This window comes from Streptomyces sp. NPDC091272 (assembly GCF_044757485.1).
Lineage (GTDB): Bacteria > Actinomycetota > Actinomycetes > Streptomycetales > Streptomycetaceae > Streptomyces.
In genome coordinates, this window is record NZ_JBIVVC010000002.1 from 486,018 (window position 1) to 500,415 (window position 14,398).

General features: G+C 71.0%; 14 protein-coding genes and 1 pseudogene. 6 read left to right on the plus strand and 9 right to left on the minus strand.

What is annotated here, in order from left to right; all coding sequences use genetic code 11:
* Nucleotides 1–112: 112 nt before the first annotated feature.
* Both ACIQM4_RS06960 and ACIQM4_RS06965 read right to left on the minus strand, forming a co-directional pair.
* Nucleotides 113–1,435, minus strand: coding sequence for a PhoH family protein (locus ACIQM4_RS06960; protein ID WP_401587094.1), 1,323 nt, complete (start codon nucleotides 1,433–1,435; stop codon nucleotides 113–115).
* 313 nt (nucleotides 1,436–1,748) lie between these two features.
* The gene (locus ACIQM4_RS06965) at nucleotides 1,749–2,510 is read right to left on the minus strand and encodes an isoprenyl transferase (protein ID WP_401587097.1); all 762 of its coding nucleotides are present in this window, start codon (nucleotides 2,508–2,510) and stop codon (nucleotides 1,749–1,751) included.
* Between the two features lie 149 nt (nucleotides 2,511–2,659).
* On the opposite strand from ACIQM4_RS06965, the gene mgrA reads away from it, so the two are divergent.
* Nucleotides 2,660–3,700 (plus strand): L-glyceraldehyde 3-phosphate reductase, encoded by a 1,041-nt coding sequence (mgrA, locus tag ACIQM4_RS06970; protein ID WP_401587099.1) that lies wholly within the window; start codon nucleotides 2,660–2,662, stop codon nucleotides 3,698–3,700.
* 511 nt (nucleotides 3,701–4,211) lie between these two features.
* On the opposite strand, the gene ACIQM4_RS06975 is transcribed toward mgrA, so the two are convergent.
* Nucleotides 4,212–5,378 (minus strand): hypothetical protein, encoded by a 1,167-nt coding sequence (locus tag ACIQM4_RS06975; RefSeq protein WP_401587101.1) that lies wholly within the window; start codon nucleotides 5,376–5,378, stop codon nucleotides 4,212–4,214.
* A gap of 165 nt (nucleotides 5,379–5,543) precedes the next feature.
* Nucleotides 5,544–6,422 (minus strand): prepilin peptidase, encoded by an 879-nt coding sequence (locus tag ACIQM4_RS06980; protein ID WP_401587104.1) that lies wholly within the window; start codon nucleotides 6,420–6,422, stop codon nucleotides 5,544–5,546.
* A gap of 87 nt (nucleotides 6,423–6,509) precedes the next feature.
* Here ACIQM4_RS06980 and ACIQM4_RS06985 point away from each other — a divergent pair.
* Both ACIQM4_RS06985 and ACIQM4_RS06990 read left to right on the plus strand, forming a co-directional pair.
* Nucleotides 6,510–6,869 (plus strand): annotated as a pseudogene (locus ACIQM4_RS06985) (DUF192 domain-containing protein); the annotation flags it as partial.
* A gap of 36 nt (nucleotides 6,870–6,905) precedes the next feature.
* Entirely contained in the window at nucleotides 6,906–7,130 is a 225-nt protein-coding gene (locus ACIQM4_RS06990; protein ID WP_401588161.1) for a DUF4287 domain-containing protein, read from the plus strand.
* A gap of 133 nt (nucleotides 7,131–7,263) precedes the next feature.
* On the opposite strand, the gene ACIQM4_RS06995 is transcribed toward ACIQM4_RS06990, so the two are convergent.
* Nucleotides 7,264–7,881 (minus strand): DUF1707 domain-containing protein, encoded by a 618-nt coding sequence (locus tag ACIQM4_RS06995; RefSeq protein WP_401587107.1) that lies wholly within the window; start codon nucleotides 7,879–7,881, stop codon nucleotides 7,264–7,266.
* A gap of 124 nt (nucleotides 7,882–8,005) precedes the next feature.
* Here ACIQM4_RS06995 and ACIQM4_RS07000 point away from each other — a divergent pair, with 124 nt between their 5' ends.
* Complete coding sequence (locus ACIQM4_RS07000; RefSeq protein ID WP_401587109.1) at nucleotides 8,006–8,635, plus strand: hypothetical protein; 630 nt, start codon at nucleotides 8,006–8,008, stop codon at nucleotides 8,633–8,635.
* A 530-nt stretch (nucleotides 8,636–9,165) separates the two neighbouring features.
* The gene (locus ACIQM4_RS07005; RefSeq protein WP_401588163.1) at nucleotides 9,166–10,044 is read left to right on the plus strand and encodes an aminoglycoside phosphotransferase family protein; all 879 of its coding nucleotides are present in this window, start codon (nucleotides 9,166–9,168) and stop codon (nucleotides 10,042–10,044) included.
* A 69-nt stretch (nucleotides 10,045–10,113) separates the two neighbouring features.
* Here ACIQM4_RS07005 and ACIQM4_RS07010 read toward each other — a convergent pair whose 3' ends face one another.
* From ACIQM4_RS07010 to ACIQM4_RS07020, 3 genes are all read right to left on the minus strand, one after another.
* A complete protein-coding gene (locus tag ACIQM4_RS07010) occupies nucleotides 10,114–10,665 on the minus strand; it encodes a hypothetical protein (protein ID WP_401587112.1) in 552 nt (183 codons plus the stop codon).
* Between the two features lie 568 nt (nucleotides 10,666–11,233).
* Nucleotides 11,234–11,968 carry an ANTAR domain-containing protein gene (locus tag ACIQM4_RS07015; RefSeq protein ID WP_401587114.1) on the minus strand — a complete coding sequence of 245 codons (735 nt, stop codon included), beginning with the start codon at nucleotides 11,966–11,968 and terminating at the stop codon, nucleotides 11,234–11,236.
* Between the two features lie 5 nt (nucleotides 11,969–11,973).
* Nucleotides 11,974–12,708: a GAF and ANTAR domain-containing protein gene (locus ACIQM4_RS07020; RefSeq protein ID WP_401587117.1), complete on the minus strand. Its 735-nt coding sequence runs from the start codon at nucleotides 12,706–12,708 to the stop codon at nucleotides 11,974–11,976.
* Between the two features lie 205 nt (nucleotides 12,709–12,913).
* On the opposite strand from ACIQM4_RS07020, the gene ACIQM4_RS07025 reads away from it, so the two are divergent.
* Nucleotides 12,914–13,723, plus strand: a complete 810-nt coding sequence (locus ACIQM4_RS07025; RefSeq protein ID WP_401587120.1) for an IS5 family transposase — start codon at nucleotides 12,914–12,916, stop codon at nucleotides 13,721–13,723.
* Nucleotides 13,724–13,909: 186 nt separating this feature from the next.
* Here ACIQM4_RS07025 and ACIQM4_RS07030 read toward each other — a convergent pair whose 3' ends face one another.
* Nucleotides 13,910–14,185, minus strand: a complete 276-nt coding sequence (locus tag ACIQM4_RS07030; protein WP_401587123.1) for a hypothetical protein — start codon at nucleotides 14,183–14,185, stop codon at nucleotides 13,910–13,912.
* Between the last annotated feature and the right edge of the window lie 213 nt (nucleotides 14,186–14,398).

Sequence of the window (14,398 nt, forward strand, 5' to 3'; positions counted from 1 at the left end):
CCACTGATTTGTGGAATGGCGCGCGCAGCACAACGCCGCCCGGCTAGGATCTTCCGCTTCTCGCGGAGGAGGCCGGGCGGCGTCAACTGCCTGCTGGCACAGCGGAGTTGGGTCAGATCTGACCGTCCTCCAGCATCTCGGTCACCAGGGCGGCGATCTGCGAGCGCTCCGAGCGGGTGAGGGTGACGTGCGCGAAGAGCGGATGCCCCTTCAGTTTCTCGACGACCGCGACCACGCCGTCGAACCGTCCCACCCTGAGGTTGTCGCGCTGGGCGACGTCATGGGTGAGCACCACGCGCGAATTCGCCCCGATCCGGGACAGAACCGTCAAAAGGACGTTCCGTTCCAGTGATTGGGCCTCGTCCACGATCACGAACGCGTCGTGCAGCGAACGGCCCCGGATGTGGGTGAGCGGCAGCACCTCCAGCATCCCGCGCCCGAGCACCTCCTCGATGACCTCCTTGCCCGCGACCGCCGAGAGCGTGTCGAAGACGGCCTGCGCCCACGGCGACATCTTCTCGGACTCGGAACCCGGCAGATAGCCGAGCTCCTGCCCGCCGACCGCGTACAGCGGCCGGAAGACCATCACCTTCTTGTGCTCCTGCCGCTCCAGGACGGCCTCCAGGCCCGCGCACAGCGCGAGCGCGGACTTGCCGGTGCCCGCCCGGCCGCCCAGCGAGACGATGCCGACCTCGGGGTCGAGCAGCAGGTCCAGCGCGATGCGCTGCTCCGCGCTGCGGCCGTGGATGCCGAAGGCGCCCCGGTCGCCGCGCACCAGCCGGATGTTGCCGTCGGCCGTGACCCGGCCGAGCGCCTTGCCGCGCTCGGACTGGAGCACGAGGCCGGTGTGCACCGGAAGGTCGGCGGCCTCGGGCACGTACACCCGCTCCTCGGTGAACAGGAGGTCCACCTGGTCAGCCTCCAGGGCCAGTTCCGTCATCCCGGTCCAGCCGGAGTCGGTGATGGCCAGCTCCGCGCGGTACTCCTCGGCGAGCAGGCCCACCGAGGACGCCTTGATGCGCAGCGGCAGGTCCTTGGAGACGACGGTGACGTCGTACCCCTCGGCCTGGAGGTTTCGTGCGACTGCCAGGATCCGTGAGTCGTTGTCCCCCAACCGGTAGCCGGCGGGAAGTACGCCGGGATCGGAGTGGTTCAGTTCGACCCGCAGCGTCCCGCCGAGGTCCCCCATCGGGATGGGGGCGTCGAGACGGCCGAACCGGATGCGGTAGTCGTCCAGCATCCGCAGGGCCTGCCGGGCGAAGTAACCGAGTTCCGGATGGTGCCGCTTGGCCTCCAGTTCGGTGATGACCACGATCGGCAGCACGACTTCGTGCTCCTCGAAGCGGGTCATCGAGCTGGGGTCGGCCAGCAGGACGCTGGTGTCGAGAACGTAGGTGCGCCTGTCGGGAAGGCGGCGCTTAGAGCTGTTCACCACGGAAGGACGTACCCCCTCGTACTGAGGTTGGGGTGCGACGACGTCGCGGGCGGAGGGACCGGATCCGGCCGCGATGCGCGGGCCGGACTCCGGCCCTCCACGTCGTCCGCGCCGGTTACGGCGGAAACGTCCTGGTGCAAAGGGCCTCCCGGGCGAGCGACATCCAGCCGCTCACTGAGATTCGGCGCCCGTGGTCCGGACGCCGACCTGGAAGGGGTATTCCCTCGAACACGCGCCGCCATACCTGGTCATGGCCAGGGCGTATGACGTCTCTTCACGCTTGTTCGGTACGGAGAAGGGGTACGGGGTGCGGTCAGGAACCGTAACGCCGGTGCCTGGCCGCGTAGTCGCGCAGTGCGCGCAGGAAGTCGACCTTCCGGAAGGCCGGCCAGAAGACCTCGCAGAAGTAGTACTCCGAATGGGCGCTCTGCCACAGCATGAATCCGGACAGCCGCTGCTCACCACTGGTGCGGATGACGAGATCCGGGTCGGGCTGGCCGCGGGTGTAGAGGTGCTCCGAGATGTGCTCGACGTCGATGATCTCCGCGAGCTCCTCGAAGGAGGTCCCCTTGTCAGCATGTTCGAGCAGCAGCGAGCGGACCGCGTCGGCGATCTCCTGCCGGCCGCCGTAGCCGACGGCGACGTTGACCAGTATTCCCTTGTTGCCGGCCGTCGACTGCTCGGCCTCCTTCAGTACACCCTGGGTACGCGCGGGCAGGATGTCCATCGTCCCCACGTGGTGCACCCGCCACCGCCCGTCGGCCGCGAGGGCCTGGACGGCGCCCTCGATGATGGAGAGCAGCGGGGTCAGCTCGGACTCGGGGCGGTCCAGGTTCTCCGTGGAGAGCATCCACAGGGTGACGACCTCGACGTCGGTCTCCGCGCACCAGCCGAGGAGTTCCTGGATCTTGCTGGCGCCGGCCTTGTGCCCCTGCTCGGTGGTGCCGCCCGACGCCTTCGCCCAGCGTCTGTTGCCGTCCAGGATGACTCCGATGTGCCCCGGCACCTGGGAGTGGTCGAGGCGGCCCTCCACACGGCGTGCGTAGAGCCGGTACACCAGGTCGCGCAGGTTCACAGCGTTCCACCCTCTCGTGTTCCCGGACGCCCGGACGTCTGCGATTTTCCCAAGGGGCTCCGGGGGCCCGAGCGCGTCACATTACTGCGCACGGGTCCCGGCGACCCAACCCGGTCTGTCACAGTGACGTCCGTGATAGGGAGGTGAACGTGACTGACGAACCCCTTCACCACCGCCCGTCCGACGACCGCTACGACACCATGGAGTACCGGCGCTCGGGCCGCAGCGGTCTCAAGCTTCCGGCCCTCTCGCTCGGCCTGTGGCACAACTTCGGTGACGACCGCTCACTCGACTCGCAGCGCGCCATCCTGCGCCGCGCCTTCGACCTGGGCGTCACGCACTTCGACCTGGCCAACAACTACGGCCCGCCGCCCGGCTCCGCGGAGTCCAACTTCGGCAAGCTCTTCGCGCAGGACTTCGCCCCCTACCGGGACGAACTGATCATCTCGACCAAGGCGGGGTACGAGATGCACCCCGGCCCGTACGGCGAGTGGGGTTCGCGCAAGTACCTGCTCTCCTCGCTCGACGCGTCCCTGAACCGGATGGGCCTGGATTACGTCGACATCTTCTACTCGCACCGCTTCGACCCGGACACGCCCCTGGAGGAGACGATGGGCGCGCTCGCGTCCGCCGTCCAGCAGGGCAAGGCGCTGTACGTCGGCGTCTCCTCGTACAACAGCGAGCAGACCGCCGAGGCGGCCCGGCTGCTGCGGGAGATGGGCGTACGACCGCTCATCCACCAGCCGTCGTACTCGATGATCAACCGCTGGACGGAGGACGACGGCCTGCTCGACACCCTGGAGGAGGCGGGCATGGGCTGCATCTCGTTCGTGCCGCTCGCGCAGGGCCTGCTGACGAACAAGTACCTCAAGGGCATCCCGGAGGGCTCCCGCGCCACCCAGGGCAAGTCGCTGGACCCGAACCTGCTGAGCGAGGAGGTCGTACGGCGCCTGAACGGGCTGAACGACATCGCGGGGCAGCGCGGTCAGTCCCTCGCCCAGCTCGCGATCTCGTGGGTGCTGCGGGACGAGCGGATGACGTCGGCGCTCATCGGGGCGTCCAGCGTGAAGCAGCTGGAGGAGAACGTGGCGGCGCTGGGTGCTCCGGCGCTGACGGCGGCCGAGCTGAAGGAGATCGACTCCTTCGCGGTCTCCACCCCCGGCACGAACATCTGGGCCGGACGGGGCTGAGGCGCTCCCCGATCCGTGCGGGGCTCCCGGGGCGATGTGCGCCCGGGAGCCCGTACGGAGACAAAAAACGGGCCGGTCCGTGGGGGGGGATACGGACCGGCCCGAGGGGGGGTTTCCACCATAACCCTTCGTAAGTGATGCTGCCCACCAGGACGCGAATCAATTACTCTCCGAAGTCGCCACTGTGCACCGTGCAAGGTAGTAAATCCCTTGCGCCACTTGGGATCCGGGCCGTTTTCGGGTCGTCCGGGAGGCCTCGCGAGATCCCCCGGTCGGGGGTGTCGCCGACATCACCGGATTGACGTTTCTGCACCACCCGCCCCCCTTGCCGCTTCCCGGCCGGCTCCCGGGGCGCGCCCCGACTGCCCCGGCGCACGCGGGCGGGCGCTGCCGCTCCCGCTCGTAGGGACCCGGCCGCCGGTTGCCCGCCGGGTCCAATTCGGCTCGTCCTGCTGACGGTCCGCCCCGTACGGCCGATGTCCGTACGAAAATGGCCACCCCCGCCGCTCCCTCAGTACCGGAGGGCCGCGGCCACGCCCCCGGCCTCCGCCAGCTCTCCGTCCGGTACGAACGTCACCTCGCCGTCCGCGTCCAGCACCATCTCCACCAGGGAGTCGACGATGTCGTCCTCGACGTCGTCCGCCACCCCTCCAGCCGTCCCGTCCGCTGCCCCGTCCGCTGCCCCGTCTGCGGTCCCGGAGCCGGGCCCGGTCAGGACCAGGGAAGCGCGCGGAGCTCCCTCCACCGCCTCCGGCCGCGCCGAGATCCGGACCGACTCCTCCACCACCAGGTGCCCCACCCGGCCCTCGCGCGCGGACTGCCAGCAGTCCTGCACACCCGCCGCGTACCGCTTGCCGCTGCGGGCCGCGTCCAGCGCGGTCCGCGCCTCGTCGGCGTCGAGCGCGGCGAGCGCGGCACGCGCGGGGGCGAGCTGGTCGACCAGCTCGGCCGCGGTCGTGTGGAGCAGCCCGCCCACCTCCAGGTCCGCGGCCAGCACCGCCCCGTGCCGCGAGAGCTCGCGGAAGGTCGCGATGTGCTGACGCAGCCCGACCAGGACCACCGGAAGCACCGCTTCCTGGAGGAGGGGGGTCAGCTTGCGGTCGGCCTCGGTGAGCATGTTGCGGAAGTCCTGGTTCTCGCCGTGGCCACCGTCGCGGTTGGGTGCGCCGTCGCGTTCCGCGCCCGAGGAGACCACCGGGAACCCGGCCTCGTCCTGGTCGAGTTCGTGCAGCTCGTAGCCGACGCCGTGCCACAGCCGCACCTCGCCGGTGCTGAGGATCAGCGCGAGATAGGGGATCTGCCGGGCCGACGCGGACACCAGGTTGCGGGTCAGGTAGGAATCGCCGATCACGATCCGCTCGGGGACCTCGGAGCTCACCAGGTACGTGCGGGCCTCCTCCGCGCTCGCGTACAGCACGAGCCCTTCGAGGAAGCGCTCCGGGTCGAGCGCGTCGGCGGCCTCGGTCAGCTGACGCACGACGGCGGCGGCCTCGTCCCGGCCGAGCCTGGGGTCGTCGGCCAGCCGCTTCTCGGTCTCCGAGAGGAGGTTGCGCAGCCGGATGTGGTCCTGCTGGTTCTCGGGCCGGTGGCGGTGGGTGGGGAGGGTGATGGAGACCGCCGGGTAGGGCCGGGGCCGGCGCAGTTCGGCGAGCAGGTCCGACTGGTCCTCGTCACTCATGGGCACTCCACTGGGGGTGTCGGGGGCATGGCATCGGCATGTCACAGCACTTGTTCGCAATTTCTCACGAATGACCCTGTTCCGCCCCTGCGGGGAGCAGGTCCGCGGCGGACCGGCGGGTGCCAGGGGCAGCCGGGCCCGGGGCGGACCGGCGGGTGCCTGCCGTCAGGCCACGCCCGCCCCGCCGAGCACCAGCCCGACCCACGCCCCCGCGATCATGAAGGGGCCGAACGGGATGGCCGTCTTGCGCCCGCCCCGCCGGGTCACCATGAGCCCCACCCCGTACAGCGCGCCGAGGACGAACCCGGCGCTCGCGCCGAGGAACAGCGCCGGCCACCCGTACCAGCCGAGCACGACCCCGATCGCCAGCGCGAGCTTCACGTCACCGAAGCCCATGCCGTTCGGGTTGACGAGGAAGAGCAGGAAGTACGCGCCACCGAGTCCGGCTCCGCCGAGCAGCGCCCCCACCCAGGACCCCGCGCCGCCGGGCAGCAGCGCGGCCCCGGCGAGCAGGACGAGCGCCGCGGCGGCCAGCGGCAGCGTCAGGACATCCGGCAGCCGCTGCACACGGCGGTCGACGACTGCGAGGAGCAGCGCGAAGGGCGCCAGCAGCAGCCACACCACGAGCTCGGGGCGGGCCCCGGTGGCGAGGGCGAGGACGGCACAGGCCAGGGCGCAGAGGACGGCGTACCGGAGGGTGCGGAGACGGGGCACGGCGCCGGGGGGGCTCACGGCCGGGGGGTCGCTCAACGGGTGCGGGCCGCTCGTCGCGTCGGGACGCCTCTCGTGCCGGTCGTCGTGCCGCTTCTCGTACGGGACGGGGGGCGTGGTCTCGTGGAGAGGCGCGGGTGCTCCCGCCGCGCAGGGCGCGCAGCGTCCGGTGCCGAGCCAGCCGCGTGCCAGGCCCCCAAAGGGGTGCCCGGCGGGGCACGCGTCGCGCCAGGGCTCCTGCGGCTCGACGGAGAGCCGGTACGCGGCGCGGGGCAGGAGCAGCCCGGCGAGGGCGCCCCAGAGGGCGGCGGCCACGATCAGGAGAGCAGGCACGCGCCCACCCTAGGCAGGGCCCCGGGTCCGGGTCATGGGCCCGTGGGCCCATGTTCCGGCGCGGACCCGGCTCCTAGGCTGCCGGGCATGGAACGCTACCGGGACGGTCGGGGCACGCTTCTGGTCGAGGGCGCGGGGTTGCCTGCCGTGCCGCTGGAGATCGCGGGCTCGTACCGCGCCCGTACGCGCGGGCTGTTGGGGCGGACCGGGATCGAGGGGGCGATCCTGCTGACCCCGGCGAGCAGTGTGCACACCTTCGGGATGGGGTTCGCGCTGGAAGTGGCTTACCTGGGTCGGGGGTTGACGGTGCTCGCGGTGCGCACGATGGTGCCGGGCCGACTGGGCCTGCCGCGCCCCGGCGCCCGGCACGTACTGGAGGCGCGGGCGGGGGCGTTGACGGGGTGGGGGGTCAGGAAGGGGGTGCGGGTGCGGATCGACGCCGCTGCGGGCGGCGTTGTCAGTGGCGGGTGCCAGACTGCGCGCATGACTGAGAACAGCGGCGCAGCCGTCAAGGGACCCGCCAGCTACTTCCCTTCCATCGAGCAGAAGTACGGCCGGTCGATAGCCGACTGGCAGGAGCTGGTCCGCTCCTCGCCGCTGACCAGGCACATGGAGCTGGTCGGCTGGCTGAAGGCGGAACACGGCATGGGGCACGGCCACGCCAACGCCCTGGTCGCACACACCCTCGCGGAGGACAAGGCGAAGTAGCAGCGGAGCGGGTCGACTTCGGGGCGGCGGTTGCGGTCGGCGCCCGGGAGCGATCGGTCCCGGGCGGGGATGTCACCGTGCACGGGACTCACCCCGGAGTGCCGGCCTCGTACGGCTACCGCTCCTGCCGGAATCAACTCTCCAGTGCGCGGCGGAGCTTGCGGCGCTCCCAGCGGTTCGGGTGGCGGACCACCACGCCCGCCATGCCGCCCGTGCCGACGATCCGCAGCAGCGGTGCACCGGGCAGGCGCTCGCCGGAGGTGCGGTTGCGGAAGCCGCCCATGCCGGGGTCGACCCCGTCGGCGTCCACGGCCCACCCCTCCGGCACGACGATGATGACGCCGGCCATCTCGCCGTACACCTCGACCTCGATCTCCCGTACCCGCACCTCGGCCTGCGTGAAGTCGATGCGGACACCGCCCATGCCGCCGTGCGCGACGATCCGTGCGGGCACCCGCCACTTGCCGGTCCGCTGGGCGGAGTGCATGCCGCCCTTGAGGACCAGCGGCTCCCCGGCCGCCGGGCCGAACATGGGCTGGGGCAGCAGGTCCTCGGTGAGCGGTTCCAGCTCGGCGACGGTCTTGGCGCCCAGGGCGAGGCCGAGCCGCTCGTCCAGCTCCTCCAGGTCGAGCCGGCCCTCGGCGGTCGCCTCCCGCAACTGTTCGACGACGGCCTCCCGGTCGGCGTCGGAGGCCCGCAACGGGCGGCGTACGGCGGGGACTCCGGCGGATCCTTCGGATTCTGCGGTCATGGACCCGATAGTACGAACAGCGGGCTCCGGACGCCTCCTCCGTGCCCGGCTGTGTAAGTTGCGCGGTGGATGTCTTTGGTGGAGAGATGAAGAGGTACGTGTGATGGGCTCCCGGAGAGTTTGGTTGGGGGCGGCCTCGGTCGCTCTGCTGCTGACGGTGTCGGCGTGCGGTGGCAGCGGCGACGGCGCGACCGGAGCGGACGGCGGCAAGAACGAGGGCGCCGGGATGTCGGCGGCGGGCGGCGGCCGGCCCGGGCTCCCGGACCCGCAGACCCCGTTCAAGGACGTCAAGTCCCTCGACGGTGCGCTGCTCCGGGCCAAGGACCTGCCGTCCGGCTGGGCGGAGGACGCCCAGGGCGACAACGGCGGCATCAAGGCACAGCGGGCGGCCTGCGACGGCCCGTGCGACGGGCTGACCTTCGAGGGCGTGGGGAACTACACCGACGGCTCCGGCGCCCTGGTCGGTACGAGCTTCAAGGCGTACGGCAGCAAGTCGGCGGCCGAGGCGGGTTACGCCGAGGAGACCAAGCTCGCCGAGGACGCGACGAAGGAGGAGGGCCCGCAGATCGGCAACGCCTCCGCGTACGTGAAGTCGGGCGAGAGCGACGACAGCGCGCTGCGGGTGGTGCACTTCCGGGTGGGCACGGTGGTGGTGGCGGTTTCGCAGGAGTACCGCAGCAAGGACACCGAGGGCCTGGAGAAGTTCACGGCCGACCAGGCGGAGCGGCTGGGTCAGGCACTCGGCGGGAAGTAGGGGCCGCGGCCGGGCCCCACGGACCGGCCGCTCCCGACAGCGGCGCCGCCTCTCCGCGGGAGGGGGGGCGGCGGCCGTCGCCGGTCGCCGCCGAATATCGGTCGCCGGTCCGCCGCCGCATACCGGTCGCCGGGCCGCCGCCGAATACCGGTCGACGGGCCGCTGCCGCATACCGGTGGACGGGCCGCCGCCGAGTACCGGTCGCCGGACCGCCGCCGAGTATCGGTCACTGGGCCGCTGCCGCATACCGGTCGACGGGCCGCCGCCGAGTATCGGTCGACGGGCCGCTGCCGCATACCGGTGGACGGTCCGCCGCCGAATATCGGTCGACGGGTGGCAGCCGTGGTGCTGTGATGAGGCCCGTTGCCCGTTCGCACCCCGCCGGCGGGCCCGGAAGGGACACGTACGTGTTGAGCACCGGCGGCGAGCAGCCGCCCAAGCCACCCCCGGGCGCCCTCGCCCACCCGCTCGTCCCCGCCCACACCCACACACCCGTCCCCGCGCCCGCCACTCCCCGTGTCGACCGGGCGCTGGCCGCGCGGTTGCTGGCGGAGCAGTTTCCGGCGTGGGCCCACCTCCCCCTGACCCTCCTGGAGCCCGCCGGTTCCGACAATGTGATCTTCCGGCTGGGCGGCGCCATGACAGTGCGTCTGCCGCGGGGCCGGTGGGCCGCAGGGCAGGCGGCGAAGGAGCAACGCTGGCTGCCCCTGCTGGCGCCCGAGCTGCCGTTGGCCGTTCCCGTACCGCTAGGGCTCGGCCGGCCCTCCCCCGAGCTGGGCTACCCGTACGAGTGGTCGGTCACGCGGTGGCTCGAAGGCGAGGTCGCGACGCGTGACACCCCGGCCCGGTACCCGTCAACGGCCGCCCGCCTGGCGGAGTTCCTGACCGCGCTCCAGTCGATCGTCCCGGCCACCGCCCAGCTGCCCGGTCCGCACCCCGAGCTCGCCGAGGAACCCCTGCACGAGCGCGACCAGGACACTCGGGAGGCGATCGCCGCGACGGCGGAGGTCTTCGACGCGGACGCCATGACGGCAGTGTGGGAGGCGGCCCTGAACGCTCCCGCCAGGTCCGCCGCACCGGTCTGGTTCCACGGTGACTTCCACACCGGGAACCTGCTCACCGACGCCGCGGGGCGGCCCAGCGCCGTCATCGACTTCGGCGGCCTGGGAATGGGCGACCCGGCCCGCGACCTGATGATCGCGTACACGCTGCTCGACGCAAGCGACCGCGCCGCGTTCCGTACGGCACTGGGCACGGACGACGCGACCTGGGCGCGCGGGGCGGGCTGGGCGCTGGCCACCGGGCTCAACGCGTACACGACCTACGCGGCGACGCACCCGCGCGTGGCGGCCCAGACCACGCACCAGATCGGCCAGGCCCTGACGGAACACCAACGGCCGTCCGGGTAGCGGCCGGGCACGGCCGCCTCCCCCCTCCGGCGCCGACGCACACCGCCGCTGTCGCTGCCGGTGAGCAGCTCAGCGGTAGTCGTCGGGGTGGCCCTGCATCCACGTGTTGATCCTGTCGCGGGTGCCGGTCAGCAGCTTCTGGTGCTTCTTGAGGTTGTCGAAGCCGAGGTCGCCGCCCAGCTTCGCGTCGAGCTCCTTGATCCAGGCGATCGGCTCGGGGAAGTGGCCCGGCCCCTTGGCGTCGGCCTTCATGGCCTCGTCCAGGCCGTGCAGTTCCTCGTAGACCCTGCTGAGGAAGTAGGAGCAGTTGCCGGGGTCACCGCACGAGTCGTAGAGCGTTGCCTGCAGCCCGGCGAAGGCGTCGCGGACCAGTTCGGGGCCGGGCGTCATCGCGCCGGACGTCCCGGCCGCGTCGGAGTTCCCTGCGGCCCCTGACGCGTCGGCCGGTGCCGCGTCGGGCGTCTCGGCCGGGAGAACCGCGTCACCCGCCGGCACGCTGGGCCCGGAGGCGGCGCCCGCCACCAGGCGATGCGGCTCCGGCGTGTTCGGCGCGCACGAGACGGTGAGCGCGGCGAGCGCGGCGGTGAGGACCGCGGCACGGCGCGGCAGGGTACGGAACATGGATTCCCCCCGGAATCATCGAACGAACCCGCTGACCTTACTGATCATTTCAGAATGAGATTCGAATTCGATGACGCTCATGCACGCTGCTGGAACCGCGTACGTCACTCCCGTCACTCCGGTAGCAGTGGGTCTGGCCTGCACTCTGCCACTGCGGGGGCGGCGCCCCCGCTTGGGTTCGCCGCCGCCCCCGCTGTGGGCGTCTTCTGCCGGGGCGCGGGGTGTGCGGGAGGATTCCCCGGGCCTGGACCGGCCGTGGACGCGGCGGGAGCCGCCTTCTCGGTGAGGTGGCTCCGACCTTTCACAGTGGTCGGTTGGCCGGCCCCGGGGCAGGGGGCCAGCAGGTGCTCACAACCGCCGCCGCCCCAGCCGGGCGCGGTCGGAATGCACCTTGTCCGGAGTGTAGCCGTGCCCGCGACGGTGGACAGGCGCGAACAAGCCGCAGTACCCGCGCCCTCCAGCAGGTACCTGTCGTACGGGCGGGGGTGGTGGGTGTGCAGGGCACAAGAGGGCACGTGGTCCGGCGGAGTGCCGGGGGGCGACGGCGGGGTGCTGCTGGGGGGTGGGATCAGGGGCGGGGCGGCAGGGGGAAGTCCCGGGGCGGATCGTTGTCGATGATCTGGGAGGCGAGGTCGGTGATGCGGAGTTGGTGGTGGCGTGCGTAGCTGCGCAGGGCGTCGAACGCGGCGTCGAGCTCGATGGACTGGCGTTCGGAGAGGATGCCTTTGGCCTGCTCGATGACGATGCGCGAGTGCAGGGCGGATTGGAGCTGGGCGCGTTCGATGTCGCCGCGGGCGATGGTGCGCTGCTGGAGGATGGCGATGGTGGCCACGTCGGAGAGGGCCTGGCCGACGGTGAGGTCCTGGGCGCTCAGGCGTTCGGGGCGGGTGCTGAAGAGGTTGAGGGCACCGATGACCTCCTCGCGCAGCCGCAGGGGCAGGGCGTGCGTGCGGACGAAGCCGCGCTCGCGGGCCCGTTGCGCGAAGGGCCCGAAGCCAGCGGTGGCAACGGGCGAGGTGAGGTCGATGTTCAGCTGGCCCTGCCCGGTGCGGTAGCAGGAGACGCAGGGGCCCTGCTCGTGCTGGAGCGCGAAGAGTTCCAGGAGCCGGGTGCGCTCGTCGGAGGCGGCGATCAGCTGGAGCTGGCCGAACTCATCGACCAGAAGCACCCCTGCGGCGTCCACGTCGAGGAGCTCCACGCAGCGGGTGCTGAGCCGGTGCAGGAAGTCGATCAGGTCGAAGTCGTGGGTCAGGGTGTCCACGGCTTCGACCAGGATGTCCATCACGCGTTGCTGGCTGCTCATCGCCGTCATCCCTCTGTCTGGGACGGAAGTGCCGTCCCCTCGTAAGTGTCCCGGAAATGCAAACGCCGTGTCACCACTTCATCGGCCACGTCCTCCAGCGGCCTCTCCCGCCGGTAGGCATGGGCGCGCAGCAGGGCCAGTGCCTGGTCCAGCGAGAGGGACGCCTGCACACTGATCATGCCGGTGGCCTGATGGATCGCCGCCCGGTGCAGCCCGCCCCCGGTGCCCTCCTGCTGCATGAAGGGATGGCCCGGGGCCGCTCTCCGGGGCAGCACCGCGGTGAGCGTGGCTCCCAGAATCAGCGCACTGTCGATCTGCGCCAGCGTCAGCGGGCCGCGAGAGCTACGCTGCACGGTGAACACCCCGAGAGATGCCCCTCCGATCCGCAGCGGGAAGCAGAACACCGCCCGCACTCCCAGCTCCTGCACGGCCGGCAGCAGCAACGGCCACCGCCCGGCCGGCACCATGGCAAGGTCGGGGACCAGCACAAGAGAGCGGGAGCGGGCGGAGTCCGCCCCCGGGCCCTCACCGACCGTGAACTGGAGATCCTCCAGCAGGGAACTGGTCCCCGGGCTCGACCACACCCGCTCGAACCCATCCGTGTCCGTGAGGACCGAGACCGCAACCCCGTCCACTCCCAGGACCGTCGCGCACATCTGCGGGTCCCCGCCCACCAGCTCGCCAGAACCCGGCGAGACCAGAGCGGCCAGTACAGCGGCCAGACGTGCGTCCTGCCCCACCGTGTCACCGCTTCCCCGGCTGCCGAACGCCCCGCTCCCATCGAGCAGCCCGCACCGCCAGCCTACCGGTCCGCCCCCGGACCTCACCCGGAAGCAACCCGGCCGCCCGCCTGAAAGGCGACTGGTGGATCAGTACCGCGTCGTTTCGGAATGAGTTCGTTTGTGCGGCTCGGCAGTTGGCCCGGTGGCGGGCAGAGTTGCACAGATGTCGGATGATCTTGTGCCTGATGACCTGTGGGAACGTGTGGCCCCGCTACTGCCTTCGCGTCTGCCACGGCGCCGGAGGTATCCCGGTCGCCTGCCGGTGGATGACCGGGTGGCCCTGCGTGGCATCGTCTATGTGCTGCGCAAGGGCGTGAGCTGGGCGGATGTCCCCGCGGAACGGGTCGGATGCAGCGGGGTGACGGCCTGGCGGCGGTTGCGGGACTGGACCGAGGCCGGTGTGTGGCCCCGCCTGCACGCGATTCTCCTGGCGGAACTGCGGACGTCGGGTCTTCTGGACATGGATGATGCAGCGGTCGACGGCTCACATGTCAGAGCCCTCAAAGGGGGGCCTCACACCGGGCCTTCGCCAGTTGACCGCGCGCGTCCGGGCAGCAAGCACCACATAATCACCGACCGGCACGGCACCCCCTTGGCGGTCTCGCTGACCGGCGGAAACCGGCACGACGTCACCCAGCTGATGCTCCTGCTGGACGCGATTCCCCGCATCCGTGGAGTGCGCGGGCGGCCCCGCCACCGACCGACCCGACTGTTCGCCGACCGCGGCTACGACTTCGACAAGTATCGCCGCTTCCTCCAGGCGCGGGGAATCACACCAAAGATCGCCCGGCGCGGGGCCTCCCACGGATCCGGCCTCGGCAAGACCCGCTGGGTCGTCGAGCGAACCTTTGCCTGGCTCCATCAGTTCAAGCGGCTCCGAATCCGCTACGAGATACGCGCCGATCTGCACCTGGGGCTCCTCCAACTCGCTTGCAGCATCATCTGCTTGCGACGGCTCCGAACCTCATTCTGAAACGATCAGTTAACCGGTCTGCCCGACCCGCCCGCTCCCTCGGCCCCGCGACTGTTGTCGTTACGCCCCTCCGCCGCCCCGCGCGGACGAATTGCGAGGCCGGAAGAATTACCTGGCCCCGCAATTCACCAATGATTTCCAGCTACCGTCCGCGCTCTTGGCTCTCGCCTGCTCAGTCCAGCCGGCTCAGCTCTCGCTGAAGAGGCCGGACTTCGCGCACTCACCGCCGGGAATGCTCCAGCAGATCTCCAGGTAGTACTTGGTCTGGCCCTTGATGTTGTACGTCTGATAGTCGCAGGTGGAGTCGCCGCCGTCGGTGATCGTGGTGATCGCCACGCCACCACCGCTGGAGTAGCGGTACAACGTGGCCTGGACGCCGTGGCCGTCGGCGTTGGTGTCACAGACCACGAACTTGTCACCGTCATCGACGTGCTTGACGTAACCGCGATTGTTCAAGTTCACCGTCCGGTCCGCCGCGTATGCCGGAGAGGCCCCCAGAGCCAGCATTGTGCCCATTGCGACAGTCAGCCCTGCGGTGGCACGGAGCGCGTTTCTCAATTTCATGGTAAGTCCCATTTCCAGGCTATAAAGGAACAGAGTCGACCTCCCCGGTCGACGCCGGACCGACTATGACGCACAAGTGCCGGACGAACAACGGGAATTTGCACATCCGCT